General features: G+C 61.3%; 18 protein-coding genes. 10 read left to right on the plus strand and 8 right to left on the minus strand.

From position 1 onward, the window contains the following. Window positions 1-40 precede the first annotated feature (40 nt). Window positions 41-7957: a retention module-containing protein gene (locus BLU63_RS02010; RefSeq protein ID WP_083374771.1), complete on the minus strand. Its 7917-nt coding sequence runs from the start codon at window positions 7955-7957 to the stop codon at window positions 41-43. A 590-nt stretch (window positions 7958-8547) separates the two neighbouring features. Between BLU63_RS02010 and BLU63_RS02015 the strand changes: the two genes are divergently transcribed. The 3 genes from BLU63_RS02015 to BLU63_RS02025 are packed head-to-tail and all read left to right on the plus strand — an operon-like array spanning window position 8548 to window position 13462. Beyond that, window positions 8548-9906 (plus strand): TolC family outer membrane protein, encoded by a 1359-nt coding sequence (locus tag BLU63_RS02015; protein ID WP_010461997.1) that lies wholly within the window; start codon window positions 8548-8550, stop codon window positions 9904-9906. Between the two features lie 19 nt (window positions 9907-9925). Then, window positions 9926-12085: a type I secretion system permease/ATPase gene (locus BLU63_RS02020; protein WP_083374772.1), complete on the plus strand. Its 2160-nt coding sequence runs from the start codon at window positions 9926-9928 to the stop codon at window positions 12083-12085. A 9-nt stretch (window positions 12086-12094) separates the two neighbouring features. Continuing rightward, window positions 12095-13462 (plus strand): HlyD family type I secretion periplasmic adaptor subunit, encoded by a 1368-nt coding sequence (locus BLU63_RS02025; protein ID WP_010462001.1) that lies wholly within the window; start codon window positions 12095-12097, stop codon window positions 13460-13462. A 149-nt stretch (window positions 13463-13611) separates the two neighbouring features. Here BLU63_RS02025 and BLU63_RS02030 read toward each other — a convergent pair whose 3' ends face one another. After that, a complete protein-coding gene (locus BLU63_RS02030; protein WP_010462002.1) occupies window positions 13612-14205 on the minus strand; it encodes a tRNA-uridine aminocarboxypropyltransferase in 594 nt (197 codons plus the stop codon). 4 nt (window positions 14206-14209) lie between these two features. Continuing rightward, window positions 14210-15103 carry a LysR family transcriptional regulator gene (locus tag BLU63_RS02035; RefSeq protein ID WP_007945995.1) on the minus strand — a complete coding sequence of 298 codons (894 nt, stop codon included), beginning with the start codon at window positions 15101-15103 and terminating at the stop codon, window positions 14210-14212. A 359-nt stretch (window positions 15104-15462) separates the two neighbouring features. On the opposite strand from BLU63_RS02035, the gene speB reads away from it, so the two are divergent. The 6 genes from speB (at window position 15463) to BLU63_RS02065 (ending at window position 21121) form a co-directional block, all read left to right on the plus strand. Further along, on the plus strand, window positions 15463-16413 hold the full coding sequence (gene speB, locus BLU63_RS02040) for an agmatinase (protein WP_010462004.1): 951 nt from the start codon (window positions 15463-15465) through the stop codon (window positions 16411-16413). Between the two features lie 9 nt (window positions 16414-16422). After that, entirely contained in the window at window positions 16423-16830 is a 408-nt protein-coding gene (locus tag BLU63_RS02045; protein WP_083374773.1) for a YybH family protein, read from the plus strand. Window positions 16831-16884: 54 nt separating this feature from the next. Then, window positions 16885-18396: a purine-cytosine permease family protein gene (locus BLU63_RS02050; RefSeq protein WP_083374774.1), complete on the plus strand. Its 1512-nt coding sequence runs from the start codon at window positions 16885-16887 to the stop codon at window positions 18394-18396. A 230-nt stretch (window positions 18397-18626) separates the two neighbouring features. Then, a complete protein-coding gene (locus BLU63_RS02055) occupies window positions 18627-20006 on the plus strand; it encodes a sodium:solute symporter (protein ID WP_010462009.1) in 1380 nt (459 codons plus the stop codon). A gap of 85 nt (window positions 20007-20091) precedes the next feature. Continuing rightward, window positions 20092-20817: an MBL fold metallo-hydrolase gene (locus tag BLU63_RS02060; RefSeq protein WP_083374775.1), complete on the plus strand. Its 726-nt coding sequence runs from the start codon at window positions 20092-20094 to the stop codon at window positions 20815-20817. Between the two features lie 52 nt (window positions 20818-20869). Then, entirely contained in the window at window positions 20870-21121 is a 252-nt protein-coding gene (locus BLU63_RS02065; RefSeq protein ID WP_010462011.1) for an HAD family hydrolase, read from the plus strand. Between the two features lie 195 nt (window positions 21122-21316). Here BLU63_RS02065 and BLU63_RS33525 read toward each other — a convergent pair whose 3' ends face one another. Both BLU63_RS33525 and ptrR read right to left on the minus strand, forming a co-directional pair. Next, window positions 21317-21445, minus strand: a complete 129-nt coding sequence (locus tag BLU63_RS33525; RefSeq protein ID WP_003184145.1) for a PA1414 family protein — start codon at window positions 21443-21445, stop codon at window positions 21317-21319. Window positions 21446-21584: 139 nt separating this feature from the next. Then, a complete protein-coding gene (gene ptrR / locus BLU63_RS02070; RefSeq protein ID WP_083374776.1) occupies window positions 21585-22478 on the minus strand; it encodes a putrescine utilization regulator PtrR in 894 nt (297 codons plus the stop codon). Between the two features lie 103 nt (window positions 22479-22581). Here ptrR and BLU63_RS02075 point away from each other — a divergent pair, with 103 nt between their 5' ends. Then, complete coding sequence (locus BLU63_RS02075; RefSeq protein ID WP_083374777.1) at window positions 22582-23763, plus strand: MFS transporter; 1182 nt, start codon at window positions 22582-22584, stop codon at window positions 23761-23763. On the opposite strand, the gene BLU63_RS02080 is transcribed toward BLU63_RS02075, so the two are convergent. The 3 genes from BLU63_RS02080 to BLU63_RS02090 form a co-directional block, all read right to left on the minus strand. Further along, complete coding sequence (locus tag BLU63_RS02080; RefSeq protein ID WP_010462021.1) at window positions 23708-24640, minus strand: DMT family transporter; 933 nt, start codon at window positions 24638-24640, stop codon at window positions 23708-23710. The genes BLU63_RS02075 and BLU63_RS02080 overlap by 56 nt on opposite strands. 184 nt (window positions 24641-24824) lie before the next feature. After that, on the minus strand, window positions 24825-25217 hold the full coding sequence (locus tag BLU63_RS02085) for a DUF2177 family protein (RefSeq protein ID WP_010462023.1): 393 nt from the start codon (window positions 25215-25217) through the stop codon (window positions 24825-24827). A gap of 43 nt (window positions 25218-25260) precedes the next feature. Then, the gene (locus tag BLU63_RS02090; RefSeq protein ID WP_010462025.1) at window positions 25261-26097 is read right to left on the minus strand and encodes a CvfB family protein; all 837 of its coding nucleotides are present in this window, start codon (window positions 26095-26097) and stop codon (window positions 25261-25263) included. Window positions 26098-26333 lie beyond the last annotated feature (236 nt).

The raw sequence follows: 26333 nt of genomic DNA on the forward strand, positions 1-26333 counted from the left end.
GGAATGGCGGGTTTTGTCGTTTCAGAGGTCAGCCTTCAGGTCATACGGTGTCCACCTTCAACGAATGGTCATTCAACATGCCATTGATGATGGTCGCGGTATCGTGCCCGCCCGCCACCACCCCGCCCGCTCCCGGCGTGACGCCGTAGTGGCTGGCCAGGTTGACGCCGGCCAGGTCGATGGTCTGGTTCGGTGCCGCGCCGGCCATGGCGCTGACGTCGATGCTGGTCAGGACCGAGGCGCCGCTGCCGATGACTTTGAAGTGCAGATAGTCATCCAGCGATGCTGCGGTGCCGTTTTCGCCTTGCAGCAGTTGCGACAAGTCGAGTTTGTCGGTGCCTGGGGTGAAGTCGGTGACGAGGTCGTGGCCGCTGTTGCCTTTGAGCCACTGGAAGGTGTCGGCCCCTGCCCCGCCGGTCAGGGTGTTGTTGCCCAAGCCGCCGATCAGGAAGTCGTCACCGCCGCCGCCCTTGAGGATGTCATCGCCCAAACCGCCGGTGATGACGTTGCTCAGGTTGTCGCCCGTGAGCGAGTCGTTGAAGTTGGAGCCGGTGAGGTTTTCGATGGCGGTCAACGTGTCGGTGCCGGCGCCGCCGGTGTTTTGCGCGGTGGCCACGCTCAGGTCGACCGTGACCCCGGCGGTGGCGTGGGCGTAACTCACGGTGTCGGTGCCGGTGCCGCCGTCGAGCAGGTCGTTGCCGGTGCCGCTGAACAGCAAATCATTGCCGGCGCCGCCATGCAGTTCGTTGTTGCCGGAGCCAGCAGTGAGCACATCGTTGCCGTCGCCGGCATTGAGGACGTTATTGCCGGTGCCCGCCACCAGCACATCGTCGCCGGCCGTGCCGGTGAGGGTATGTCCGTCCTGATAGCTGATGGTCACGCCCGCGCTGTCGCTGCCGCCGTGGTTGTCGTTGGCGGTGTAGGTGCCGTGGGCATCCGGGGCGATGTCGTGGCCCCCGGCGTAATCGAGGGTCATGGTCAGCTTGTAGTATTCCGCGTTGTTCACGCCGCTGCCGCTGGTGTTGGTGATGTTGGTGACGTGGATCTGATAGGTCCCGTCCGCCGCCGCAGTGAGGGTTTGCCCGTCCGCGAGGGCGATCCATGCCCCACCGTTGAGCGAATACTCCATGGCGATGTGACCGCCCGCCAGGTTGTGGTCCAGGTTGAGGGTTTCTCCCTGTTTGAGGTTGACGGTGATCCGGTCCTCATCATTGGCGTTACCGGCGGTTACCCCGCCCAGATATCCACTGACCACCAGCACCGCCGTCATGGTCGTCGCGTTCGCCGCAAAGGCGTTGCGCACGTTCGCCAGGACCTGGTTGGCGTTGTTGTTGCCGGTCGAGGAGAAGCTGATCGCCCCGGTGCCGGTGAAGTCGGCGCCTTTGGAAATCCAGCCGGTGTTGAAGTTGGTGGGTGAAGCCGTCAGCGGATCGCCATCGGCATCGGTGTCGTTGGCCAGCAGCAACTCGCCCGGCACCACAATGTTGCCCGAGAGCACGTTGGTGATGATGTGGTCATCGACCGCCACCGGCGCCGCGTTCGGGATGACTTTGACCGTCAGCGTGGAGCTGGCCAGGTCGCCGTCGTTGTCGCTGGCGGTGAAGCCGATGTTTTCGGTAATCACCACTGCCGTGGTTTTTTGCGAGGTGTAGGTGTACTCGCCGGTGTCGAGGTTCACCACCAACGTGCCGCCATTGTTGGTGGCGATGCTGATGCTGTTGTTCACCGTGTTGAAGGTGCCGTGGTTGGCGCCGCCACTGAAGTTCAACGAACCCTGATTGCTGTTGCCTTTAGGGTCGTAGGTGTACGTCGTGCCGTCGACCACGAGGGTTTTGATGAAGCCGCCATCGGCGCCGAAGGTGCCGCCCTCCATCAAGGTGCCCGTCACCGGCGCGCCGACCACCGTGCCCGAAAGCACCGAGTTGAGCTGGTTGAGATCGGTCACCACAACAGCGTTGGTGTTGGTGTGGGTGCTGCCGTCATAAGCCAGCGGATCGAGGTAGGCGTTGCTCACGCCGCTGCCCAGGCCGATCGCGTAGTTCTTGATGCCGTTGGCGTCGAGGAAGGCTTTGAGCGCGGCCTCATCTGCGCTGCCGATGTCGCCTTCGTTGGGTTTGCCGTCGGAGAAGAAGTAGCCGACGTTCTGCGCCCCGGTCAGTTTGCCCGAGGTGTTGAACGCCGTTTGCATCGTCGCGACAGCGGCGTCGTAGTTGGTGCCACCGCCGGCAGTCAGGCCGGAGATGATCGACTTGGCGGTCGCCACATCCACCCAGATCGATGTCTTGTCGGTGGCGTTGCTGCTGAAGGTGACGATCTGCACTTTCACATCGCCCAGGTCGTCGTATTTGTCGAGCAAGGCACTGATCGCCTGCTTGGCCAGTTCGAGGCGCGATAGCCCCGGTACACCGGAGGGGTCGACCATGCTGCCGGAGACGTCGATCACCAGCAGCAGGTTGGAATCGATCTCCACAGCCGCCACCGAACGCTCCGCGCCGAGGACCTTGGGCACGTCATCGACGATGTTGACCACGATGGTGCTGGTGGTGCTGTTGCCCAGCGCATCGGTGGCTTTGTAGGTGAAGCTTTCGGTCAGGGTATTCGGGCCGTCGTTGGTGTTCGGCGAGGTTTTCGGCGCCGACGTCAGGGTGTAGGTGTAGGTACCGTTGGGGTTGAGCAGCATTTGCCCGTAGGCCCCGGTGGCGCTGCCGACCAGGGTGTAGGTGATGGCGCCACTCGCGCCAGTAACGGAGCCGACCAGGGTGCCGGTGGCCGTTTCGCCGGTGTTGCCGGGCTCGCTGCCCGTGACAGTACCGGCCGCCAGGTCCAGCCCGTCCTTGGTCAGGTCCAGCGCTTTCTCATAGACGGTGACATCGGTGTCGCTGACCGCTTTGATGCAGCTGTTGTACACATCGATGGTGATAGTGGTGGTGCTTTCATCGCCGTCGGCATCACGCACGGTGTAGGTGAAGGTGTCCGTCGCGCCCGCACCGCTCACGGCGTTTGGATTGCTGTGATAGACCGCGTTGCCGTTGGCATCCAGCGTCAGGTATCCGTAAGTGCCGGTGATGTTCGAACCGAGGCCGCCGATGGCCGAGGACGAAGTGTCCGAGCCTGCGCGCACGCCAATCACTGCGCCGCTGAGTGCCGGGCCATCTGCACCGCCGATGTCGTTGTCCAGCACGTTGCCGCTGACCGTGCCGCCTTCGACCACGCTCGCCGTGTCCGCTTTGGCCGTCGGCAAATCATCGACGATGTTGACGTTGATCTGACCCGTCGCGGTGCTGCCGTCGGTGTCCGTCGCCACCACGTTGAAGTTCTCGGTGATGCTGTTGGCGCCGTTGGCGTTCGGATGAGTTTCGTTGTCCGCCAGGGTGTAGCTGTAACTGACCACGCCGGTGGCCGGGTTGTAGCCGGTGATGGTCAGCGTGCTGCCGAGCGGTGTGACGATCGATTGCGGGAAGCCTGCCGCCACGCCGCCAGTGACCAGTGCAATGCCGCCGACGGTAAGGGTTTGCAGCCCGTCCAGCGCGGTCACGGTGAAGGTGCCGCTCTGGGTCAGGGCGGGCGCGTTCGGGGTGGTGCCGTCGCTGAGGTTTTTCTCGTAGACGGTCAGTTCACCGCCGTACACGTCGAGGCCGTTGAGCGTGACCGGGTCGTTGTTGTTCTGGATGTTCAGCACCAGGTTGGCGGTGCTGGTATCGCCGTCGGCATCGGTAATGGTGTAGGCGAAAGTTTCGGTGCCCGTGCCGCCGCCGTGCAGGTTTTTGAAGTCGGCATCATTGGTGTTCAGTGTGTAGGTGTACGTGCCATTGGCGTTGAGCACCAGGGTGCCGTAAGTCCCGGTGAAGGTGCCTGGGGTCACAGGCCCGGCGTTCGGGCCGGTGGCGACACGGTCCGCGCCCTGGACGTCGTTGCTCAGGACATTGCCATTGAGCGTCAGCGCGGCCTCCGACGCTGTGCCGGTGTTGCTGTCGTTGAAGGCTTTTGGCACGTCATCGACGATTTTCACCACGATGGTGCTGGTGGTGCTGTTACCCAGGGAATCGGTGGCCTGGTAGGTGAAACTTTCGGTCAGCGAATTCGCGCCATCGTTGGCAGGCGGCGTGGTGGTCGCAGGCGAGGTCAGGGTGTAGGTGTACGTGCCGTTGGGGTTGAGCTGGATCTGGCCATAGTTGCCCGTGGCGCTGCCCACCAGCGTGTAGGTGATCGCGCCGATCGCACCGGTGACCGAGCCGACCAGCGTGCCCTTGGCGGTTTCGCCGGTGCTGGTCGGGTCGCTGCCGATGACCGTGCCGGCCGCCAGGTCTTGCCCGTCCTTGGTCAGGTCGAGGGCATTTTCGTAGACGGTCACGTCGGCATCGGTGGACGCGACGATGCAGCTGTTGGACACGTCGATGGTGATGGTGGTGGTGCTTTCGTCACCATCGGCATCACGCACGGTATAGGTGAACACATCGGTCGCGCCGGGGCCGTTCACCGCGTTGGGATTGCTGTGGTAGGTCGCATTGCCGTTGGCATCCAGCGTCAGGTAACCGTAGGTGCCGTTGATGTTGGTGCCCAGTCCACCGATGGCCGAGGTCGAGGTGTCCGAGCCTGCGCGCACGCCAATCACGGCGCCGCTGAGCGCCGGGCCATCGGCACCGCCGATGTCGTTATCCAGCACGTTGCCCGAGACGGTCACGCCCTCGTCTACCGAAGCGTAATCAGGGTTGGCGGTGGGCAGGTCGTCGACGATGTTGACGTTGATCTGGCCCGACGCTGTGCTGCCGTCGGTGTCCGTCGCCACCACGTTGAAGTTCTCGGTGAGGCTGTTGGCACCGTTGGCATTCGGATGAGTTTCGTTGTCCGCCAGGGTGTAGCTGTAGCTGATGAGGCCGGTGGTCGGGTTGTAGCCGGTGATGGTCAGCGTGCTGCCGAGCGGTGTGACGATCGATTGCGGGAAGCCTGCGGCCACGCCACCGCTGACCACCGAAATGCCGCCGACCGTCAGGGTTTGCAGGCCATCGAGGGCGGTCACGGTGAAGGTGCCGCTCTGGGTCAGCGCGGGCGCGTTCGGGCTGGTGCCGTCGCTGAGGTTTTTCTCGTAGACAGTCAGTTCACCACCGGCCACGTCGAGGCCGTTGAGGGTCACCGGGTCATCGTTGTTTTGGATGTTCAGCACCAGATTGGCGGTGCTGGTGTCGCCATCGGCATCCGTCAGGGTGTAGGTGAAGGTTTCCGTGCCGCTGCCATTGCCGTGCAACGCTTTGAAGTCAGCGTCGCTGGTGTTCAGGGTGTAGGTGTACGTGCCGTTGGCGTTCAGCACCAACGTGCCGTAAGTCCCGATGAAAGTGCCGGGGGTGATCGGGCCGGCGTTTTCGCCGACGGTCACGCGGTCGGCGCCTTGGGTGTCGTTGGTCAGCACATTGCCGTTGAGGGTCAGCAGGGTTTCCGAAGCGGTGCCGGCGTTGCTGTCATCCACGGCTTGGGGCAGGTCGTCGACGATGTTGACGTCGAGATTGCCATTGGCGGTGGTGCCGTTGTCATCGACCACGGTGACGGCGAATTGCTCGGAGATCCCGTTGGCACCGTCGGCCGTCGGATGCGCTTCGTTATCGGCCAGGGTGTAGCTGTAACTGACTACGCCGGTCGCGCTGTCGAACCCGGTGATGGTCAACGTGCTGCCGAGTGGTGTGACGATCGATTGCGGGAAGCCTGCGGACACGCCGCCGACCACCACGTTGATGCCACCGACGCTGAGGGTTTGCACACCGTCGAGCGCGGTGATGGTGAAGGTGCCGCTCTGTGTCAGCGCGGGCGCGTCGGGGCTGCTGCCGTCGCTGAGGTTTTTCTCGTAGACGACGAGTTCGCCGCCTTCGACGTTGAGGCCGCCGATCGTGACCGGGTCATCGTTGTTTTGGATTTGCAGCACCAGGTTGGCGGTGCTGGTGTCGCCATCGGCATCCGTCAGGGTGTAGGTGAAGGTTTCCGTGCCGCTGCCATTGCCGTGCAACGCTTTGAAGTCGGCATCGCTGGTGTTCAGGGTGTAGGTGTACGTGCCGTTGGCGTTCAGCACCAACGTGCCGTAAGTCCCGATGAAAGTGCCGGGGGTGATCGGGCCGGCGTTTTCGCCGACGGTCACGCGGTCGGCGCCTTGGGTGTCGTTGGTCAGCACATTGCCGTTGAGGGTCAGCAGGGTTTCCGAAGCGGTGCCGGCGTTGCTGTCGTCTACGGCCTGAGGTAGGTCATCGACGATGTTGACGTCGAGATTGCCATTGGCGGTGGTGCCGTTGTCATCGACCACGGTGACGGCGAATTGCTCGGAGATCCCGTTGGCACCGTTGGCCGTCGGATGCGCTTCGTTATCGGCCAGGGTGTAGCTGTAACTGACCACGCCGGTCGCGCTGTCGAACCCGGTGATGGTCAACGTGCTGCCGAGTGGTGTGACGATCGATTGCGGGAAGCCTGCGGACACGCCGCCGACCACCACGTTGATGCCACCGACGCTGAGGGTTTGCACACCGTCGAGCGCGGTGATGGTGAAGGTGCCGTTCTGTGTCAGCGCTGGCGCGTCGGGGCTGCTGCCGTCGCTGAGGTTTTTCTCGTAGACGACGAGTTCGCCGCCTTCGACGTTGAGGCCGCCGATCGTGACCGGGTCATCGTTGTTTTGGATTTGCAGCACCAGGTTGGCGGTGCTGGTGTCGCCATCGGCATCCGTCAGGGTGTAGGTGAAGGTTTCGGTGCCGCCGCCGTGCAGCGCTTTGAAATCGGCATCGCTGGTGTTCAGCGTGTAGGTGTAACTGCCATTGGGATTGAGCACCAGCGTGCCGTAAGTCCCGGTGAAGGTGCCGCCGATGATCGGCCCGCTGTTGGGGCCTGTGGGAATGCGGTCAGCCCCCTGCGAGTCGTTGGGCAGCACGCTGCCGGTCAGGGTCAGCAGGGATTCCGAGGCGGTATTGGCGTTGCTGTCATCGACCGCTTTGGGCACGTCGTCGGTGATGTTGACGTCCAGCGTGCCGGTGGCGGTATCGCCGTTGGAATCATTAGCGACGACGATGAACTGTTCGCTGAGGTTGTTGGCACCCTCGCCGGCCGAATGGGTGTCGTTGCCGACCAGGGTGTAGCTGTAACTGACCACGCCGGTGGCCGGGTTGTAGCCGGTGATCGTCAGGGTGTTGCCCAGTTGTGTGGTGATCGACTGCGGGAAGCCGACAGGCACCCCACCCGTGATCACATTGATCCCGCCGATACTCAGGCTGGTCAGCCCGTCGGGCGCAGACACGGTGAAGGTGCCGTTCTGGATCAAGGCGCCAGGATTGCTGGCAGAACCATCCGCGAGGTTAGCTTCGTTGAGGGTCAGTTCGCCGCCCGCCACCGACAGGCCCGCGAGGGTGACCGGGTTGTTCGGCGCGTCAGGAACGGGAATGACACCCGTGCCCCCTGAACCGGCACCGTTGTCGCCGTTGTCCGGATCACCGGCCAGACGTTCCAGCGGAAATTCGGGAATGCCGTTAAAGCCCGCGGTGGGGAAGCCAATGGTGGGGTCGACCCGCCCGCCCACTTCTTCGAGCATGACGAAACTGTGGCCGCCGCCCGCCGCCCCGCCGGGTGCGCCGGTCGAAGCAGGTCCGGCCGCCGTGGCTTCAGCGGTTTGAGTCGGGTCATCGCCGGCCGCGATGGCTTTTTGCAGTTGCTCGACATCGGTCAGTTGCGCTTGAGTCGGCGTCACCGCTTCAGCGGTTTCCACATGGGCCGCTTGATTCGCCAGCAACTGGGAGCTCATTTGCAGGCTGCTGCCACGCCCGAGGGTCAGTTCCTGGCCATTTTTCAGATGCACGGCCACCGCGCCATCGGCGCCGGTGATCAATTGGTCGCCGGCGAACAATCGATCGCCCTCGGCCAGCACACGCCGGGTACCACCGCTTTCCGCGAACACCTGACCAATGATTTTACTGACGGTACCGATGAGCGTTGCCATGTGCATTTCCTCCGCTGCCAACCGCTGTCGGCACCCTGTTTGTGCGAAGAACGTGCTCATGGTTGAAGCAGGTTGCCTGGCGGATCGCCTGCGGGGTGCGTTTATCCGAGTAAACCGCTGCCCCGGCGATAGTCTCGCCAAGCATGTCGCTCATGGGCAATGAGTCCGTTTTTGGCAAAACCCCAATGCAATCAACAACCTTGGGATTCCAATCGCAGCCACATTGCCTTTTGTGCGATGCGTAACGATTTTGAACCTGTAGAGCGACAAAAAACTGTCGCCTCAAAACCGTTTCGCTTCCCTCCCCTCCAGCACTTCTCCGCCCTATGTCGATAAGTGGATGGAACTTTCCTTAAACCCTCGAATGCTCCCTAGAGCTTCTAAAACAAGGGCTTTCAGAGTGAACAATGTGCTGGATTTTGCAGAGCGCATAAGTTTTTTTTGGAATAACCCCTATGAAAAAAATTTCTTAGCTACGCTCTAGAATGTTCTTAGCTACGTTGTTACAAGCATGAAACGGTTTTGCCTATAAATGTCGTCAAATATTTGGCGACTGATAAAGAACCATCAGGAATCAGGGAGATGTACCCATGCGCGTTTTAACCCCCCTTTGCAGCGCAATTCTGCTGGCCATGGCCTGCACATCCCAGGCTCAAGCCATGTCAGTGACCGAGGCGATCCAGAGCACCATTGCAACCCACCCGGAACTGGCCTCGCGCGTCGACTCGCGGCTGTCCGCGGATGAGCAAGTCAAAGTCGCCAAGGGGGGCTTTTATCCATCAGTTGATCTGAACGCCGCCTACGGGCGCGGGTACAGCGATAACACCAACACCCGGGCGTTCGGCAATCACAACACCGAAATCCTCACCTACACCCAATCGGAGCTGCGCCTGCGGCAGATGCTGTTCGACGGTTTCAACACCGCGAACGAAGTCGAACGCACCAAAGGGGTCGTCAACTCCCGGGCCTATTACGCTCAAGGCACCGCCCAGGACCTGGCATTGCGCACCATCGAGGTCTACCTCGAAGTGCTCAAGCGCCGTGAACTGGTGACCCTGGCCACGAACAACCTGCAGGCTCACTTGCGGGTCAACGACCAGATCGGCCTGCGCACCCAGCGTGGCGTCGGCAGCAACGCCGACTCCGACCAGTCCAGCGCTCGCCGGGCACTGGCGCAAAACAACCTCGACACCGCCGAGGTCGATCTGGCGGATGCCGAGTCGAATTTCGCCGCCGTTGTAGGGCGCCTGCCCGATGAACTGGAAACGCCGCCGTCTATCCGCGGCGAACTGCCTGCCTCTCTGCCGGAAGCCCAGCAGAGCATGGTGGAAAACAATCCGTACCTGAAATCGGCCCAGGCTGACGTGCAATCGGCCGAGAGCCAGTACGAAGTCTCAAAGTCGCCGTTCTACCCGCGTTTCGATGCCGAAGCGGCAGTGGGCGCAAACAACAACGTGCAGGGCGATGAAGGCCACGACAACGAGTGGCGCGTGGGCGTGGTGATGAACTACAACCTGTTCCGCGGCGGCAGCGACAAGGCGCGCCTGGCCTCCAATGCGCATCAGATCAACCAGGCGATGGACATCCGCAACAACGCCTTGCGCCAACTCAACGAGAACATCCACCTGGCCTGGAACGCCATGGTCAATGCCAAGAAACAAACCCCGACTGCCCGCGAATACGCGGACACCAGCCGTCGTGTGCGCCTGGCGTATCAGGACCAGTTCGGCCTCGGCCAACGCACCCTGCTCGACTTGCTCGACAGTGAAAACGAGCTCTACAACGCCAATCGCCGCTACACCGAAGTGCGCTACACCGAGGAGTATTCGATGTACCGCGTGCTGGCGAACATGGGCCAATTGCTGAGCAAACAACGGGTGGTGCTACCCGCCGATGCGATCGCCCAGGCCGAAGTGAAAAACGAAGCGCGTTTGCCTGAACTGAAGTAGCTCACTGGGGGCGATCAATTTGACCAGCATGGAACCCGGCAACATCGGTGTCGATCCGCGCCTGAGCTTCGATGACCCGCTACTGGACGGTCTGTTGATCCTCTGCAAACTCCACGGCGCGACGGTCAGTCGCGCCAGCCTGAGTGCCGGGCTGCCACTGAACAAACAACGCTTGAGCCTGGACCTGCTGCCCCGTGCAGCAGCCCGGGCCAGCTTGCAGGCGCGGGTGCTGCGCCGTGAACTGGCGGACATTTCCGCGCTCAACCTGCCTGTGATGCTGATCCTGAACAACGGCCGCACCGCCATCCTGCGACGCTATGGCGATGACGGCCGGTTGCTGATCCTGCCCAGCGAAGCGGACGGTGGCGAACAATGGGTCAGCCGTGAAGAACTGGCTGAAAATTACAGCGGCCAGGCCTTGTTCGCCCGGCCCCGCCATGAACTCGAAGACCTGCGCTCGCCGCTGGTGCCGCGTGTGGAAGCGTGGTTTCGCGACACCTTGAAGCTGTCGAAATGGCTGTACAGCGATGCGATTCTGGCGAGTTTCCTGATCAACCTCCTGGGGCTGATGGTGCCGCTGTTCGTGATGCAAACCTACGACCGCGTGGTGCCGAACCAGGCCACGTCGACCTTGTGGGTGCTGTCGATCGGCTTGCTGATCGGCACCGGTTTCGAACTGGTGCTGCGGGTGGTGCGCGCGCACTTGCTGGACACCGCCGGGAAGAAAACCGACGTGATTCTTTCCGCGACCTTGTTCGAACGCATCACTGGCATGGCGATGAAAGCGCGGCCGGCGACCATCGGCGGTTTCGCCCAGAGCATCCACGACTTCCAGGGCCTGCGTGAATTCCTCACTGCCGTCACGCTGACCAGCCTGATCGACCTGCCCTTTGCCGTGTTGATGCTGGTGGTGATCGGCCTGCTCGGCGGCTGGCTGGTGGTGATTCCATTGTTGGCGTTTCCGATTACGATCATTTTCGCGATGGTCATTCAGGTGCGCCTGCGCGACACCGTGCAGAAAAGCCTGAGCCTCGGCGCCGAGCGCCAGGCCCTGCTGATCGAAACCCTCGGCGGCCTGGAAACCCTCAAAGCGTGCAGCGCCGAAAGCGAGCGCCAGCACAAATGGGAAAGCACCCACGGCGCCCTCACCCGCCTCGACAGCCATGCGCGCAATCTGTCGGCGCTGGCCACCAACGGCACGCTGTTCATCCAGCAATTCTCCGGCATGGCGACCATCGTCGCCGGCGTCTACAGCATCATCGCCGGCAACCTCAGCGTTGGTGCGCTGGTGGCGACCTACATGCTCGGCAGCCGCGTACTCGCACCCTTGGGGCAGATCGCCGGTTTGATCACCCGCTACCAGCAAGCGCAACTGACCATGAAAAGCACCGATGCGCTGATGTCCTTGCCGCAAGAGCGCGACGCCCACCAGCGGCCGCTGGAGCGCACTCAGTTGCAAGGCGCGATGGATGTCAGTGGCGTGACCTTCCACTACAACGGCCAGAACGCCCCTGCCCTGGCCAACATCAGTTTCAGCGTCAAACCCGGCGAACGGATCGGCATCATCGGTCGCAGCGGCTCGGGTAAAAGCACCCTGGCGCGATTGGTGATGGGGTTCTATGCGCCGGAAGAAGGCCAGTTGCTGCTCGATGGCCTGGACCTGCGGCAACTCGATGTCGCCGACCTGCGCCAGCAAATCGGTTACGTCGCCCATGACCTGCCGCTGCTGGCCGGCAGCCTGCGCGACAACCTGACCCTGGGCGCGCGTTACATCAGCGATTCACGGATGCTCGAAGTCGCCGAACTGACCGGTGTCACCGAGCTGGCGCGTCAGCATCCGCAAGGTTTTGACCGGCCCGTGGGCGAACGCGGGCAGTTGCTGTCCGGCGGTCAACGCCAGGCAGTGCTGCTGGCCCGGGCCTTGTTGCTGGATCCGCCGATCATGCTGCTCGACGAACCCACCAGCGCCATGGACAACAGCAGCGAAGATGTCTTGCGGCAAAAACTCCACGGCTGGGTGCAGGGCAAGACCTTGCTGCTGGTGACCCACCGCACCTCGATGCTCAGCCTGGTGGATCGGCTGCTGGTGCTGGATAACGGGCGGATCGTTGCCGACGGTCCGAAAGAAGCGGTCATCGATGCACTGCGCAAGGGCCGTGTCGGCTCTGCGGCTGTCTAGGAGCTACCCATGGCCCGTTCATCATCCGACACGCCACAAGACCGAGGCTACTTCGGCAGCTTCGGCAAAACCGCCGAGAGCGAATTCATGCCGGAAACCGCCGGCGCTTCGCTACAGGATTCGCCGCGCTGGTCGCGGATTACCGTGTGGCTGGCCGCGGCGCTGCTGATTACCGCGCTGGTCTGGGCCAAGTTTGCAGTGCTGCAAGAAGTCACCATGGGTGAAGGCAAGGCGATCCCGTCGAGCAAGGTCCAGGTGATCCAGAACCTGGAGGGCGGCATCGTCACCGAGATCTTCGTGCGCGAAGGGCAAATGGTGAACAAGGGCGACACCTTGCTGCGCCTGGATGACACGCGGTTTCTGTCAAACAAGGGCGAGAGCGAGGCGGATCGTTATGCGTTGACCGCGCAGGTCGAACGTCTGTCGGCCGAAGCGGAAGGCCGGCCGTTCAAGCTGTCGCCTGAGGTGATCGCCAAGGCTCCGCAAGTGGCCGAAGACGAGCGCTCGTTATACGAACAACGCCAGCGTCGACTGGCCAGTGAGCAACGGACGCTAACCGAACAACTGCGGCAAAAGACTCAGGAACTGGCGGAATTTCGCTCCAAGCAGGGGCAGTTCAGTTCGAGCCTGGCCTTGCTGCAACAAGAGATGAACATGTCCGCGCCGCTGGTGGGCACCGGGGCGGTTTCACCGGTGGAAATCCTGCGGCTCAAACGCAGCGCCGTGGAGATTCGCGGCTCTTTGAATGCGACGACGCTGGCAATTCCCCGGGCGGAATCGGCGATCAACGAGATCAAAAGCAAGATCGATGAATCGGAGCAATCCTTCCGCTCGGACGCGGCGAAAGAGCTGAATGAAAAACGCACCGACCTGTCGAAAATCACAGCGTCGAGCATCGCCATCGATGACCGCGTGACCCGCACCACCGTGGTGTCGCCGGTGCACGGAATCATCAAGGTGCTGAAGGTCAATACCATCGGCGGCGTGGTCCAGCCGGGCAGCGACATGGTGGAGATCGTCCCCATTGAAGACAACTTGCTGATCGAAGCCAAGGTGCGGCCACAGGACGTGGCGTTCCTGCATCCGGGGCAGAAAGCGATGGTCAAGTTCAGTGCTTACGACTACACGATTTATGGCGGGTTGACTGCCAAGCTGGAACTGATTGGTGCGGACACCATTACCGATGACAAGGGCAACAGCTTTTATCTGATTCAGGTGAGGACCGACAAGAATCACTTGGGCGGAGATGTGAAACCGCTGCTGATTATTCCGGGGATGGTGGCGACGGTGGATATCATCACGGGCGAGAAAAGCGTGCTGGATTACCTGTTGAAACCGGTGTTGAAAGCGCGGACCGAGGCGATGCGGGAGCGATAGGTTTGACTCATTCTCTGTGGCGAGGGAGCTTGCTCCCGCTGGGCTGCGCAGCAGATCCAAAATCATTCAACCAGGCGCAACAGGTGTACTGAGTCGACAAATTGGGAGCGCTTCGCACTCCAGCGGGCAAGCTCCCTCGCCACAAGTAATCACCTGCCGTGGTTACGCTGGTAAGTCTCCTCCCCCATCGCGGCAATCTGGCCTTCGATCAACGCCTCGAACGGTTTCAACAAGGGTTCAAAAGAGCTCGGCGCTTCCAGCGTCTGCAACGCCTGGACAATCGCTTCCACCGTCGACAACGCCCCCGGCCCCGGTGCCTTGCGCAGTCGATATCGAGACACCCCGCCATCCACCAACGTCACCCTCGGCAACGCCGCCAGTAACGGATTGAGGTGCAACATCTTGCGCGCCTTGCGCCAGGTGCCGTCCGGGACGACCAGCAACAGCGGCTCTTCATTCGTGGTGTACGCCTGCAATGGCTGCGCATCGTCGGCCGGAAACAACAACCGCGCCTGATACCCCGGAGGATTCAGCAGCACCGGCAAATCCTCAAACACCTCACCGACAATCAACTCGGCATTCTTCAAGCCCAACGCGGCCAGTCGCGCCGTGTTCAGCGCATGGTTCACTTCGCTGGGATGCTGCAACAACAGCACTCGGGTACGGCTGTCGAGGCTCGGGATCAGCGGGCACAGGCAATGGGTTTGTGGGCGCAGGCAGCGTGGACACTGGATTCTGGACATGTTCTCAGGCCTGGTTCAGTTGTGCTTTGAGCAAATCGCGGAAGGTCTGGATCAGCGGCTCGCGGCTGCGGCCACGACGCACGATCATCGAAAACGGCGCCTGATAACCAAACGTCGCCGGCAGCAGGACGCGCAAATCGCCCTTGTCCGCCCAAGCCTGGGCGTAGTGCTCCGGCAGGTAACCGATGTAGGCGCCCGACAGCACCAGAATCAGCTGCGCCTCCATACTTTCCACGGTGGCGGCGCTGTGCTTGAAACCGTGGCGCGCCAGTTCGGCCTGGCTCCAGTAACCACGGCCGACCATGCGTTGCTGAGTGATGACTTGCTCAGGAATGCGCCGCTCGGTGAACAGCGGATGACGGCTGCTGCAATACAACCAGTGTTGCTCGCGGTACAGCGGCATGTAAACCAGGCCGCTCATGCGCGTGGAAAACGCACCGATGGCCAGGTCGAGACGGTTGTCCTGCACGCCGAGCTGCAATTCGTAGGGGCTCATGACCGACAGGTGCAAATGCACGGCCGGGTGTTCCTGGCTGTAGGCGCCGATGGCTTCGGCGAACGGCAAGGCCTTGTCGCTGACGGTGGAGTCGATGACGCCGAGGTTGAGAGTGCCGCGCAGTTCGCCCTTCAACGCCGCCGCGTACTGTTCGAAGCCTTCAAGCTCGCCCAACAGACGCAGGGTTTCCTGATGGAACAGCTCGCCCTTGCTGGTCAGGCTGAAACCGCCGCGACCGCGATGGCAGAGCACCAGGCCGAGGGCGGCTTCGAGCTGGCTCATGTAGGTGCTGATCGCCGAAGTCGAGAGGTTGAGCTCTTGCTGCGCGTTGGCAAACCCCTGATGACGCACCACGCTGACGAAGATGCGTAACAGTTTCAGGTCGGGTAAAGCGTTGGCCATGGGGGCTCCGTTTGCAAGGTCATGCGTGTTGCGCTTTTGTGGCGAGGGAGCTTGCTCCCGCTGGGTTGCGAAGCGGCCCTACAACCATTCACCTCGTAGTGTCAGACGGACCGCATCAGCCGATTTTACGACTGCTGCGCAGCCGAGCGGGAGCAAGCTCCCTCGCCACAGGAGTGCGGCACATGGCCGCAAGTCTATCGTCGTGCCAACCATTAGTTTAGAAAAATCTGAACTAAGTATTTGCCCGTAGCGATTCTTCCCGGCCACTACATTTCGCAGAATCGGCCCCTAACGGTGCCCGAACCTCCCCGGAGCGGCGCAACCGACATAAATAAAACAACGACGATGAGGCCTTACCCGTGGACAAAATTCTTCACCAACCACTGGGCGGCAATGAAATGCCGCGCTTCGGCGGCATCGCCACCATGATGCGACTCCCCCATTTGCCTACCGCTGCCGGTCTGGATGCTGCCTTTGTTGGCGTCCCGCTGGACATCGGCACCTCGCTGCGCCCCGGCACCCGCTTCGGACCTCGCGAAATCCGCGCTGAATCGGTGATGATCCGCCCGTACAACATGGCGACCGGCGCTGCACCGTTCGATTCGCTGTCGGTGGCCGACATCGGCGATGTGGCGATCAATACGTTCAACCTGCTGGACGCGGTGCGGATCATCGAAGAATCCTACGACGCCATCCTCGAACACAATGTGATCCCGCTGACCCTGGGCGGCGACCACACCATCACCCTGCCAATCCTGCGTGCCATTCACAAGAAGCACGGCAAGGTCGGCCTGGTGCACATCGACGCTCACGCCGATGTGAACGATCACATGTTTGGCGAGAAAGTCGCCCACGGCACCACCTTCCGTCGCGCGGCCGAAGAAGGCCTGATCGACTGCGATCGCGTGGTGCAAATCGGCTTGCGCGCTCAGGGCTACACCTCCGAAGACTTCAACTGGAGCCGTAAACAGGGCTTCCGTGTGGTTCAGGCTGAAGAGTGCTGGCACAAATCCCTGGCACCGCTGATGGCCGAAGTGCGCGAGAAAGTCGGCGGCGGTCCGGTGTACCTGACTTTCGACATCGACGGCATCGACCCGGCTTGGGCGCCAGGCACCGGCACCCCGGAAATCGGTGGTCTGACGACCATTCAGGCAATTGAAATCATTCGCGGCTGCCAAGGCCTCGACCTGATCGGCTGCGATCTGGTAGAAGTCTCGCCCGCTTATGACACCACCGGCAACACCTCGCTGCTGGCCGCCAACCTGCTGTACGAAATGCTCTGCGTACTGCCGGGCGTGGCCCACCGCTGAGGATCGGTCATGAACGAACGTGATCAGGTGTTGAAAGCCGCCGCCGATCTGGTGACGGCCTTTGCCCGCAACGATCGCGAAGCCTACTTCGGCGCGTTCAGCGCCGACGCCAGCTTCGTGTTCTACACCCTCGAACAGCCCCTGCTGTCGCGCGATGCCTATCAGGCGTTGTGGGAAACCTGGCGCGCCGAGGATGGCTTCGAGGTGCTTGCGTGCACGTCGAGCAACGCCTTCGTCAGCCTGCAGGGTGACGTGGCGGTTTTCATCCATGACGTGGCCACCGAGCTGCGCATGCAAGGGGAGCAACACTTCAGCCAGGAGCGCGAGACGATTGTGTTTCGCCGACAACAACAAGGCCTATGGCTGGCCTGCCACGAACATTTGTCCGCAATGCCGGAAGGGCTGCCACCCCCTTAGCCAAACAGGTGACGCTCACACACGATGAGCGCGCCTTTATGATCGGAGCTGATCATGAATAACAACAACAACGACCAAAGCCTTACGCAGATTGAAACCCACGGGGTCGAACAGATCCCGGACAACGAACGCACCGCAGGCCCGACGGACTTGTTCCGGATGATCTTCGGCGGTTCCAACACTTTTGCCACCGCCGTGCTCGGCAGTTTCCCGGTGCTGTTCGGCCTGTCTTTTCAGTCCGGTGTCTGGGCGATTGTGCTGGGCGTGCTGCTGGGCTCGCTGATCCTCGCGCCAATGGGCCTGTTCGGGCCACTCAATGGCACCAACAACGCCGTGTCTTCCGGTGCGCATTTCGGCGTGCACGGGCGGATCGTCGGTTCGTTCCTGTCGCTGCTGACCGCCATCGCCTTCTTCTCGCTCTCGGTGTGGAGTTCGGGTGATGCGCTGATCGGTGGCGCCAAACGCCTGATCGGTCTGCCGGAAACCGACCTGACCCTGGGCCTGGCCTACGGGCTGTTCGCGATCCTGGTGCTGACGGTTTGCATCTATGGCTTTCGCTTCCTGCTGTGGGTCAACAAAATCGCGGTATGGAGCGCCAGCCTGTTGTTCCTGCTGGGCATCTTCGCCTTCGCCGGGCCGTTCGATGTGAATTACGCCGGCACCGTCAATATGGGTCAGCCAGGTTTCTGGGCGGCCTTCATCGGTGCTGCACTGGTGGCGATGAGCAACCCGATTTCCTTCGGCGCGTTCCTCGGCGACTGGTCGCGCTACATCCCGCGTGAGACCTCCAAGCGCCGGATCATGGCCGCCGTGGTGATCTCGCAGATCGCGACGTTCATTCCGTTCCTGTTCGGCCTGGCCACCGCCACCATCGTAGCGATCAAGGCACCGGACTACATCGCGGCCAACAACTACGTCGGCGGTTTGCTGGCGGTCTCGCCGAGCTGGTTCTTCCTGCCTGTGTGCCTGATCGCGGTGATCGGCGGCATGTCCACCGGCACTACTTCGCTGTATGGCACCGGGCTGGACATGTCCAGCGTGTTCCCTCGGGTGCTGTCGCGGGTCAAGGCGACGTTGCTGATCGGTGTGATGTCGATTGCCTTCATCTTCATCGGGCGCTTCGCCGCGAACCTGGTGCAGAGCGTGTCGACCTTCGCCGTGCTGATCATCACCTGCACCACCCCGTGGATGGTGATCATGATCATCGGCCTGGTGGTGCGTCGCGGCTTCTACTGCCCGGATGACCTGCAAGTGTTCACCCGCGGCGAGAAAGGTGGCCGCTACTGGTTCACCCATGGCTGGAACTGGCGTGGCCTGGGAGCCTGGATCCCGAGTGCGCTGGTGGGTTTGTGCTTTGTGAACCTGCCGGGGCAGTTTGTGGGTGTGCTGGGCGATCTGGCTGGCGGCATCGACATCAGCCTGCCGGTCACCCTCGGCCTGGCCTCGCTGGTGTACCTGACGCTGCTGAGCCTGTTTCCGGAACCGGCTGCGGTGTTCGGGCCGAATGATGCACGCAGCAAGGGCACGGATGCGCTCAGTAAACCGGCGATGCGACAAGCCGCCTGATTCAACACAAACGATGGTCAACGGACCTCTGTGGCGAGGGAGCTTGCTCCCGCTGGACTGCGCAGCAGTCGCAAAACAGGCGAATGGTGTTTCCCCTGAAGAAACGCGGTTGCAGGATTTGGGGCTGCTTCGCAGCCCAGCGGGAGCAAGCTCCCTCGCCACAAAAAGCGGACTGATTGCCACATTGATTTTCGCCTCACCATAAAAAAGACAATCGGAGACACGCCATCATGGCTTTGGATTTATTCGTCGTACTCATCTACGCCGCCGCGATGCTGATACTCGGCTACTTCGGCATGCGCAAGGCCAAGACCAACGAAGACTACTTGGTCGCCGGTCGCAACCTCGGCCCGAGCCTGTACATGGGCACCATGGCCGCCACCGTTCTGGGCGGCGCGTCCACCGTGGGCACCGTGCGCCTGGGCTACGTTCATGGCATCTCCGGTTTCTGGCTCTGCGCCGCACTGGGTTGCGGGATCGTCGCGCTGAACCTGTTCCTCGCCAAACCGCTGTTGAAGCTGAAGGTTTTCACCGTTACTCAAGTGCTGGAAAAGCGCTACAACCCAATGGCTCGTACCGCAAGCGCGAGCATCATGCTGGCCTATGCGCTGATGATCGGCGTGACCTCGATCCTGGCGATCGGCACCGTGCTGCAAGTGCTGTTCGGCCTTCCGTTCTGGATGTCGGTAATTCTCGGCGGTGGCGTGGTGGTGATCTACTCGGCCATCGGCGGAATGTGGTCGCTGACCCTGACCGACATCGTCCAGTTCGGTATCCAGACCGTAGGCCTGATGTTCCTGCTGCTGCCAATCTGCTTGTACCGAGTGGGTGGCTGGGATCAACTGGTTGCACAATTGCCGGCTGCCAGCTTCAGCTTCACCAGCATTGGCTGGGACACCATCATCACCTACTTCATGATTTACTTCTTCGGCATCCTGATAGGCCAGGATATCTGGCAACGGGTGTTCACCGCACGAAGCGAGAAAGTTGCGAAGTATGCCGGTACCACCGCGGGCATCTACTGCATCATCTACGGCCTGGTCTGTGCATTGATCGGCATGGCCGCTCACGTACTGATCCCGGATCTGGACAACGTCAATAACGCTTTTGCCGCTATCGTCAAAGTCTCGCTGCCGGACGGCATCCGTGGCTTGGTGATCGCGGCTGCCCTGGCAGCAATGATGTCCACCGCCAGCGCCGGCCTGCTCGCCGCATCCACCACCCTGACCGAAGACCTGCTGCCGAAACTGCGCGGCGGCAAACCGTCGAGCCTGGGCATCAATCGCCTGTTCACCCTGCTGACCGGTATCGCCGTGCTGGGTATCGCGCTGGTGGTAAACGATGTGATCAGTGCCTTGACCCTGGCTTACAACCTGTTGGTGGGCGGCATGCTGATTCCGCTGATGGGCGCGATCTTCTGGAAACGCGCAACCACCGCCGGCGCTATCGCCAGCATGGGCATGGGCTTTGCCACTGCGCTGCTGTTCATGTTCAAGGACGGTATGGACGCCAACACTCCGATCTACTACAGCCTCGGCGTGGGCCTGGTGAGCTTCGTGGTGGTCAGCTTGCTGTCCCCTCGTCCGGCAACGATGGCCAGCGCCGCCTAAGCTGAACCTAACGACTTGATGCTTTCTTCGACGGGTGTGGCGTCGGTTGCCACACCCGTTTTTTTTCGTCTGGAGAAAACCTTTGATGAAGATTGTTTCGCGCGATCAGTGGTTCGAGGTCAAACAGCTCAGTGACGGCATTCGGCTGATTCACGAGCCTTACATCCGGCCCTTCTATCGCTGCAACCTCTGGCACATTCAGGGCCGCGACAAGGACTTGCTGCTGGACAGCGGTTCCGGGTTGGTGAGCCTGCGCGAGCAGTTGCCGTGGATCACCGAGCGGCCGCTGGTGGCAGTGGCCAGTCATTGCCATTTCGACCACATTGCCGGTCATCACGAATTTCCCGAGCGCCTGGTGCATCCGGCCGAGGCCGACATCCTGGCGGCACCCGACGGCGAAAACGATTTGAGCCGGGCGTTTGTCGGCGACGAGATGTTCGAGGCGCACCCGGACTGCCCGTTGTGCTATGCCGAATATCGGGTCAAAGCCGCGCCGGCCACGGGGATGATTGAAGAAGGCGACGTGCTGGATCTGGGCAATCGCGTACTGCAGGTGCTGCATACGCCGGGGCATTCACCGGGCGGCATCAGCCTGTACGAAGCGGCAACCGAGACGCTGTTCAGCGGCGACATCATCTACGACGGCCCGCTGATCGAAGACGCCTACCACTCCAATCTCGACGACTACGCTCGCAGCCTGCAGCGCTTGCGCGCGTTGCCGATCCGTACGGTGCACGGCGGGCATTTCGGGAGTTTTTCCGGGGAGCATTTGCGCACGATGATTGACGAGTGGCAGCGCTCACACACCTGAAGCCTGCTGTACTCAAGCTCAGGAATAACAATAACGCCCTCGAAGAACCGCCATGAAAAGAGCTGCCGTTCGTGCCGCCGTGCATCGTTTCATCAGCCGCCTGCTGGAGGGTCAGGATGACTTCGACGACAACGCCAGCCTGGCGCAGTTGGGATTGGATAAACAGGATATCGAAGAGCTGATCTTCCATCTGGAGGATGAGCTGGGGTTGACGGCGTTTACGGCGGAAGAAGACCGTATGCTCAAGGATGCCAGGACGGCGAATGATTTGAGTCGGTTTTTGGTGGAGATTGGACGGCATTGAGTCCGAATGCCAAACGCACGCTCGTGGTGAACTGTGGCGAGGGAGCTTGCTCCCGTTCGGCTGCGCAGCAGTCGCCAATCCTGTCCGAGTATTCCCTGACAATTCTGAGGCTACCAAGGGGCGCTACGCGCCCCAGCGAGAGCAAGCTCCCTCGCCACAGAGGATTTGCCAGGTTTGAGCCAGTGCGGGTCAGACTTACCGACGGCGCGGCTGGCGTCGACGCTGTTCGTCGTCGGTGCGAATAGGAACAGGTTGCAGAGGCGGTTCGATCAAACCGAGTGCAACACCCAGATCGTGCAGCCAGTTTTGAATTTTCTCTTTCATGGTGCCCCCTTCAGGGTAGTGCCGAGCGGCTGAAATTCTGTAGCCCCTTCGCACTGATAATAGTCTGAAGTCCTACGCAATGCTCGGCCAAATCCGCAATGATCTGTTACTGAATTGATCAAAATACCTGACCGATAGTTCAAGCAATCGCCGAAGCCTGCATCGACGCCGATGGATAGACCGCTTGTTGCTGTTCAATCCACGCGTTCAGGTTGGCCCCGACCATGCCTTTGCGCCACATCAACCAGGTCGTCGCGTGGGCAAACGGCTCCGCCAGCGGGTGCACCGCCACGCTTTCACGGCCCGGCAGGCTTGCCAGCATCGACTCCGACATCAGCGCCACGCCCGAGCCAGCAATCACACACGCCAGCATGCCCGGGTAAGACTCGATCTCCATCGCCCGGCCCATGGCCGCGTGGTCATGGGCAAACCAGGCTTCAAGACGCATGCGGTAGGAGCAGCCCTGACGAAAGGTAAACACCGAGCGCCCTTCCACGTCCATGGCGCTGCGGACCGGCGGGTGATCGGCCTCGCTGATCAGCACCAGCCGCTCGTCGCATAACGGCACACCGTCCAGACCGGCCAGCTCCAGCGGGCCATCCACCAAGGCCGCATCGAGACGACCGGTGAGCAAACCTTCAAGCAATTCACCGCTGGGCCCGGACTGCACTTGCAGGTTCACCGCCGGATACGTGCGGTGATAACGCGCCAACAACCCTGGCAGATGAATCGCCGCCGTGCTGTACATGGTGCCCAGCACGAAGTCCCCGGCCGGTTGCCCGCCCTGCACCGCCGCCTGGGCTTCGTCGCGCAAGTTAAAAAGCTTGGCGGTGTAGTCCAGCAGGACTTTTCCCGCAGGTGACAGTTGCAAACGCTGACGCTCGCGGACGAAAAGCTCTACACCGAGCTGCTCTTCAAGTTGCTTGAGTCGCGTTGACAGGTTAGACGGCACCCGGTGCAACCGTTCGGCAGCACGGGTGATCGACCCCTCCTGCGCCACGGCCTGGAAAATCCGCAATTGGCTGAACTCCACGATATTCTCCAAATCAGAACAAGTTACTCACTATTATTCATTTTTAAAGAAAGTCAATCAGTCCTAGCCTGACGGTCATTGAGCCTTTACCGGAATTCAGACCATGTCTCCCTTGATTCGCTTACTCGCCAGTTTTATCGCCCTGATGATGGCCATGGGGATCGGGCGTTTCGCCCTCACACCGCAAATGCCGCACTTGCTCAGCGAAGGTCAGATCGACCTGACTGCCGCCGGTCTGATTGCCGCCGCCAACTACCTCGGCTACTTCGTCGGTGCCGTGGATGCCATGTTCTCTCGCCGTCCCGAACAAGTTCGTCGGCGACTGCTCGGTGGGTTGTGGCTGTGTGTGCTGCTGACGCTGGCGTCGTTCTGGGCCAACGGGTTCTGGTCGCACCTGGTGCTGCGATTCGGAACCGGGGTGGCCAGCGCCTGGGTGCTGGTGATGATCACGGCGTTGAGCCAGCCACTGGCAGCGGCAGCCGGCCGCCCACGACTGGGCGCCCAGGTATTTGCCGGACCTGGTTTGGGGATTTTTCTCACAGGAATGTTGGCGTTGGGCTCGCACCTGCTGGGGCAGACGTCTGCAACCCTGTGGCTGGTGTATGCCGGTGTCGCATTGGCAATGCTGCTGGGGATTCTGCCGTTTTTGCCGCAATCGACCGCGACTGCGGTTGCCGCACCGAGCACAGCCACTTCGAACCAGCAAGGCATTGGCCGCCTAGGTGTGATCTACGGGTTGTACGGCTTGGGCTACATCATCCCCGCCACGTTCCTTTCGCAAATGGCCAGCGCACAGTTCCATGGCCAATGGCAGGCCGACCTGTTCTGGCCGTGCTTCGGCCTGGCGTCGGCCATCGGAGTGGTGCTGGTCAGTCTGCGTCGACAAACCCCGAATGGCACCCGCCACTGGCTGATGGTGACGTTGTGGCTGCAAGCCGCCGGCGTCTTTGCCTGCCTGTTGGGCAGCGGGCCGGGCCTGGCGCTGGGGGTGATTCTTTGCGGCACGCCGTTCCTGGCCTGCATGCAATTGGTGATGCAACGCTCCCGGGAACTGGCGCCCCACGCTACTCAACGCAACGCCGGGTTGCTGACGGCGTGCTTTGCGGTGGGTCAACTCGCCGGGCCGTTGCTGGCGGCGTTGAGCAGCCATTTCAGCGGCGGTCTGCAGCCAGCACTGGTGGTCGCCGGTAGCGGCTTGCTTGTCGCTGGCGGCCTGCTGTTGCGTCCGGTCACTGCTGCCCCAGGGCTTTGCGCAAACGACGGCGCACCCACTGCTCAGCGCTGACAAACGTGATGCCCAACAACACCAGCACGGCACCGATGACGAAGTTCAGGCTCAGCTCCTCACCCAGCAACACCACGCCGAATGTGACACCGAACAGCGGTGTCATGAACGAAAACACCGCCAGGTTCGCGGCCAGGTAACGGCGCAACAGCCAGAACCACGTCAGGTAGCTGAAGAACGACACGACCAATCCCTGGAACAGCACGCTCGCCACCGCCACGGTGGTCAGGCTGACGTGGGTCACCTGACCGCTGAGGATCGCGATCAGCAGCAGCCCAACGAAACCGACGATCAGTTGGTAAAACAGGGTCAGCGTGACCGGGGCTTCCGACAGTCGCGAGGCACGCACCACCACCGTGGTCGCGCCCCAGGATGCCCCGGCCAGTACGCCCAACGCATCGCCCATCAACATGCGGTGGTCGAGGTTGTCCCAGGACACGCCGCCGGCAAACGCGATGGCGATCCCGACGAAGGCGAGGAAAATCCCCAGCCATTGCACCGGCCTCAGACGTTCGCTCGGCAGCAGCCAGTGCACGCCCAACGCGGTAAAAATCGGCGCGGTGTAAAGGAACACCGACATATGCGCTGCCGTGGTCAGTTGCAAACCTTCGGAAATGAAAAAGAACTCCAGACCAAACAACGCACCGGCCAACAAGCCACCGCGCCAGGTGCTGCTGACCTGGTCCCAGCCACCCTTCCAGCAGATCAACAGTCCTACAAGCAACGCGGAAATACCCGACCGCCCCGCCGCTTGCATGACCGGAGCGATGTCGGGCGCCGCCCATTTGATCATCACCTGCTGCACGCCCCAGATCAGGCACAACCCGACCATCACTTGCAGGGCAAACCCATCGGCGCTACGCCGGCTGGCGCTCACCGGAACACCTCGACAACAACAAACATGGCAGTGACTCGACAGTAAAAACAAAGCCCCGGCCTGCTTGCTGAACAAACGGTGTCGGGGCGAAAAGTTATGCTGTCGATTATTAACCAAACGGCCAGAAAATGCCGCCTGGACGGGACGTTTAAATTCCCGATTGCGTCATTGCAGGCAACGAGGATCACTGCACTTTTCGCGCGACCCAATATCCGACCGTGCAGGCAATGCAGGTGGCCAACGTGCCCCAGGCCATGTCCATCAACGCCAACTGCGCCGACCATCCGTTCAAGGTTGCCCAGTTACTCAGGTCATACGTGCCGTAAGCCACCAGACCCAATAGCGCGCCCAGCGCCGAAGCTCGTCGCCAGGTCTTCGCCGGCAACACCACGAACACCACGCAACCCAATACATAAAGAAGATAGAACACCGCTGCCGGGGCCAGCAGCGGTTGGTCGAGCATCAGCGGACCGAGCAGCGCCCGATAAGTCGGCGCCATCAGCACGCCCAGCCATAGGCCGTCGAGCACAAGAAACGCGAGCAAGGTGCCCGCGTAGGCAAACAGCCCTTTTTTCATAACCCGCCCCTCTGTAATCGTTCTATATGGGGCCGGAGCGAGGTCAGCTTAGTTCAATGCGATCCGCATGAATGACGATCTGGCCATTCTTGTACAGCGCACCGATAGCCTTCTTGAAGTTGCCTTTACTGACACCAAACAGGCTGGTGATCACGGTCGGGTCGCTCTTGTCGCTGACCGGCAGGGTGCCGTTGTTCTCACGTAACTTGGCGAGGATCTTCGAGTTGAGGCTGGTGGCGGCTTCTTCGCCCACCGGTTGCAGGCTCAGGCTGATCTTGCCGTCGGCACGGACTTCTTTGATAAAGCCCTTCTCTTCCTTGCCGGCGCGCATGAACTTGAAGATTTCGTTCTTGTGAATCAGGCCCCAGTGCTTGTTGTTGATGATTGCCTTGAAGCCCATGTCGGTCGCTTCGGCCACCAGCAGATCAACTTCCTGGCCTGGGGTGTAACTGGCCGGGGTCTTGTCGAGGTAGCGGTCCAGGCGCGCCGTCGCGGTGATGCGGCGGGTGTGCTTGTCGAGGTAGACGTGCACCACGACATATTCACCGGCCGTCATCTGGCGCTTTTCTTCGGAGTACGGCAGCAGCAAATCCTTCGGCAGGCCCCAATCCAGGAAAACACCGATGCTGTTGACCTCAACGACTTTCAAACTGGCGAATTCACCGACCTGAACTTTCGGCTTTTCGGTAGTTGCGATGAGTTTGTCATCGCTGTCCAGATAAACAAAAACGTTGAGCCAATCTTCATCTTCGCTGGGAATATCTTTGGGAATATAACGATTAGGCAGGAGGATTTCGCCATCCGCGCCACCGTCAAGATATAAACCGAAGTTAGTGTGTTTAACCACTTGCAAACTGTTGTAGCGCCCGACTAAAGCCATTTCCAATACCCTCATTGCGTGGGCGGCATTCTACCCGTTTTTCCGTGCGGCGTTCCCGTGGCCAGCCCGGTGACACCAGAAATTCTTCTGAAGGCCTTAATTTTCCTGGGTTTTGCCTTGGGTATTTGGCCGCTCGTCAGGCCGAACGGGCGATCGTCACCCTCGCCAGCGGATCTGAAACCTGTGTTTTTCTACCGTCGTTCTTATTTAAAACAGCAGCTTAGGAACGTATTTCG

Origin of the sequence: Pseudomonas mandelii (assembly GCF_900106065.1) — a bacterium.
Lineage (GTDB): Bacteria > Pseudomonadota > Gammaproteobacteria > Pseudomonadales > Pseudomonadaceae > Aquipseudomonas > Aquipseudomonas mandelii.